At 39.6% G+C, this 3,021-nt stretch carries 4 protein-coding genes and 1 pseudogene; 3 read left to right on the forward strand and 2 right to left on the reverse strand.

Going from position 1 to position 3,021, the window contains the following annotated elements; genetic code table 11:
* Window positions 1-354 precede the first annotated feature (354 nt).
* From rpe to ACE1CC_RS18500, 3 genes are all read left to right on the forward strand, one after another.
* Entirely contained in the window at window positions 355-1,056 is a 702-nt protein-coding gene (gene rpe / locus ACE1CC_RS18490) for a ribulose-phosphate 3-epimerase (RefSeq protein ID WP_413271902.1), read from the forward strand.
* A 180-nt stretch (window positions 1,057-1,236) separates the two neighbouring features.
* On the forward strand, window positions 1,237-1,410 hold the full coding sequence (locus ACE1CC_RS18495) for a hypothetical protein (protein ID WP_413271903.1): 174 nt from the start codon (window positions 1,237-1,239) through the stop codon (window positions 1,408-1,410).
* Window positions 1,411-1,422: 12 nt separating this feature from the next.
* Entirely contained in the window at window positions 1,423-1,662 is a 240-nt protein-coding gene (locus ACE1CC_RS18500; RefSeq protein WP_413271904.1) for a DUF2283 domain-containing protein, read from the forward strand.
* Window positions 1,663-1,780: 118 nt separating this feature from the next.
* Here the strand turns inward: ACE1CC_RS18500 and ACE1CC_RS18505 are convergent.
* Window positions 1,781-1,951 (reverse strand): annotated as a pseudogene (locus ACE1CC_RS18505) (DUF4058 family protein); the annotation flags it as partial.
* 152 nt (window positions 1,952-2,103) lie between these two features.
* The gene (locus ACE1CC_RS18510) at window positions 2,104-2,646 is read right to left on the reverse strand and encodes a hypothetical protein (protein ID WP_413271906.1); all 543 of its coding nucleotides are present in this window, start codon (window positions 2,644-2,646) and stop codon (window positions 2,104-2,106) included.
* Between the last annotated feature and the right edge of the window lie 375 nt (window positions 2,647-3,021).

Consider the following 3,021-nt stretch of genomic DNA (forward strand, 5'->3'; position numbering starts at 1 on the left):
ATGGCTTTATATTGAGTTGTTTTCCCTTGTGCTTTCAACTCTAAAACGATCATCTGACGTGGAAAACCTCTACGGCGATTAGCTTAACATAATTAAAGCCGTCCTGCAAGGACGGGGCTTGCATCCCATTTTTTTCGGTCAGAAACTCAAACCCTGATGTTGTCGATATAGATTTCTGGTAGTAGAGCACCCTACAACTGATCGACTAGTCAGAAACTCAAACCCTGATGTTGTCGATATAGATTTCTGGTAGTAGAGCACCCTACAACTAAAATTGGTCAATTAGATTAGAGCTTGTGTCACATTTTGTTAAAATGCTTACAACGCAGGACGCTCGGAGAGGATTTTTCACAGATGACCCAAACGCTCAAGCCTATTGTTGTTGCTCCCTCAATCTTATCAGCTGATTTTAGCCGTCTAGGAGAAGAGATTCGCGCTGTAGATGCTGCTGGCGCTGATTGGATTCACGTTGATGTAATGGATGGTCGATTTGTTCCTAATATTACGATCGGTCCATTAATTGTCCAAGCGGTTCGCCCCCATACTCAAAAGCCTTTAGATGTGCATTTGATGATTGTGGAACCAGAAAAGTATGTGGAGGATTTTGCTAAGGCGGGTGCTGATATTATCTCGGTTCACGCTGAACATAATGCTTCTCCTCATTTGCACCGCACTTTGGGTCAAATTAAAGAGTTAGGTAAGCAAGCTGGTGTGGTTCTTAATCCTTCGACTCCTTTAGATTTAATTGAGTATGTGCTGGATCTTTGCGATTTGGTGCTAATTATGAGTGTTAACCCTGGTTTTGGTGGTCAAAGTTTTATTCCTGGTGTGATTCCCAAAATTCAGAAGTTACGTCAAATGTGTGATGAACGGGGTTTAGATCCTTGGATTGAGGTTGATGGTGGTTTGAAGGGTAATAATACATGGCAGGTTTTGGAAGCTGGGGCGAATGCGATCGTTGCTGGTTCTGCGGTGTTTAACGCCAAGGATTATGCTGAAGCGATTACTGGTATTCGCAATAGCAAGCGTCCTACTCCTGAATTAGCAACTGTTTAATTCTCAGGAATTTACAATTTAATTGCCCGCATTCTTTAAGAATGAGATTATTCAATAGAGCCCGCATCAGCGGGCTTTAAATATTTATCAGGAAGTAAGTGAATCAGCGTTAGATTACATCCTCATGCTCAAGTAAGATTAATTGAACGTGGTGCAACTGAGGAAGAAGTAATTGCTACTGTGGAAAGTGGTACTCCATTTACGGCTCAACATGGTCGCACTGGGTTTAGGTGTAATTTTCCTTTCAATGCTGAGTGGCAGGGAAAAGTTTATGCTATGAAGAAAGTTGAGGCTATAACAGTTAAAGAAAACGAGGATTGGTTAGTTATTACTGTAATTGTTAAATTCTTTTGAGGAAAATCTAAGATGAAAATTACTTACGATCCCAGATATAACATTGCTTATATTAGCCTGCAAGAAAAGACAGCACAGGTAGAAACAATTCAAGTCAGCGAAGAAATGAATGTGGATATAGCACCAGATGGAACTATTTATGGTATTGAGTTACTCAATGCAAATCAGCAATTAACAGCTGATAATCAAGGAAAAGTGATTGTGGTAAACCAAGCTTTGGGAGAATCTTCTGAAATTAAAATAGCACTATGAAAACTTACGAATTCACTGCCAAAGTTAACAATCAGGGAAAAATCGATTTTCCCGAAGAGATTTTAAAACAATTGCCGACTAACCAAGAGTTAAAGGTGATTGTTTTAGTGAATGAACCGCCTATCATAACAGACTCTTCTCCCTCACTCAGATAGGTGCGTTTTTCAATCGCTACTCGATATTGAAGGCTGAGATTAGGTGCGATCGCACTAATCAAGCGATGATGTACTTCTGACCATAGTAGGGGATTTTCTAAATAAGGATTCATCCCTGGAAATGGAGAAGGCATTGTAGCACCTCGCGCTCGGGTAATTCTATTTTGATTGTATTCTCCAATTGCGATCGCTAATCATGAATTTTCACAGGGAAATTTAACCGAAAAAAAACCCGTTTCTAGGTGAAACAGGGAGTAATTTAAAAGAGAGGATGTTAGGTTTTAATCTAATCGAGATAACCCATAAGATTACCAGCATCCTGATCTTCATTGTCCGCAACGGGACGATTTCCAGATAAAATAATTGTTTCGGAAATGTGCAGTGTGCTAGCCATAATGGGACGAATTCCCATCGAGTTAATTGTTTCCACAACTTTCAGACCACTAGCAGCTATAGGGCGAATTCCCATAATATTAACTGTCTCAGCAACTTTCAAATCGCTAGCAGCAACGGGACGCAAACCAGAGGAGTTGATCATTTCTACAACTTTTAAATCGCTGGCGACGATCGGACGTATTCCAGAGGAATTGATTGTTTCCCGAACTACTAACCCAGTCGCAGACACGGGACGGGTGCTAAGAGCAAGAGTTGACTCTGGATTTTTTCCCGCAACCGCTAGCTTTGACGAACTTTCTGATTCCATATTTGGGGTTTCACCTTCTTTTGGGTCTGTAGCTGTTTTTTTCCCGTTGACTTTAGCGGTTTCTTCGCTCTCAATGCCCTTGGTCTTGCCATTATCATTAGCTTTGGCAGTACTAGTCACGCTCATAACCTAACGCCTCTAATTTATTCAGGGATTTTGCTTAGCTTTGGGAAAAATCTAAACCACAGATTTTTACTTTTGATCTGAGTTTACTTCAAAAAATATTATAAACCTATAAATATCTTTAATAGCTTAGTATAAATAAAAAAATATATATAAAATTTTGTTAATTAGTTTTACTGCGTTTTTACGGTGTAAGTAGGTAAATGTAAATAAACTGAAAACTGGGCGGGCAGGATGCCCACCCCTCAAGAGTTACAGCTTTGGTGTGGGGTGGGCATACTTCCCCCCCAGTTTTCAGTTGATTTTGATTTACCTAATTAAAACGTAATAACGCAGTAAAACTAATTAACACAATTTTATATATATTTTTTTATTTCT

This window comes from Floridaenema aerugineum BLCC-F46 (assembly GCF_041929345.1).
Taxonomy (GTDB): Bacteria; Cyanobacteriota; Cyanobacteriia; order Cyanobacteriales; family Aerosakkonemataceae; genus Floridanema; species Floridanema aerugineum.

Bases quoted from the DNA above. Each gene is read 5' to 3' on its own strand.
- ACE1CC_RS18510 (WP_413271906.1), bottom strand. From the start codon at position 2,646: ATGAGCGTGACTAGTACTGCCAAAGCTAATGATAATGGCAAGACCAAG.
- ACE1CC_RS18500 (WP_413271904.1), top strand. From the start codon at position 1,423: ATGAAAATTACTTACGATCCCAGATATAACATTGCTTATATTAGCCTG.
- rpe (WP_413271902.1), top strand. From the start codon at position 355: ATGACCCAAACGCTCAAGCCTATTGTTGTTGCTCCCTCAATCTTATCA.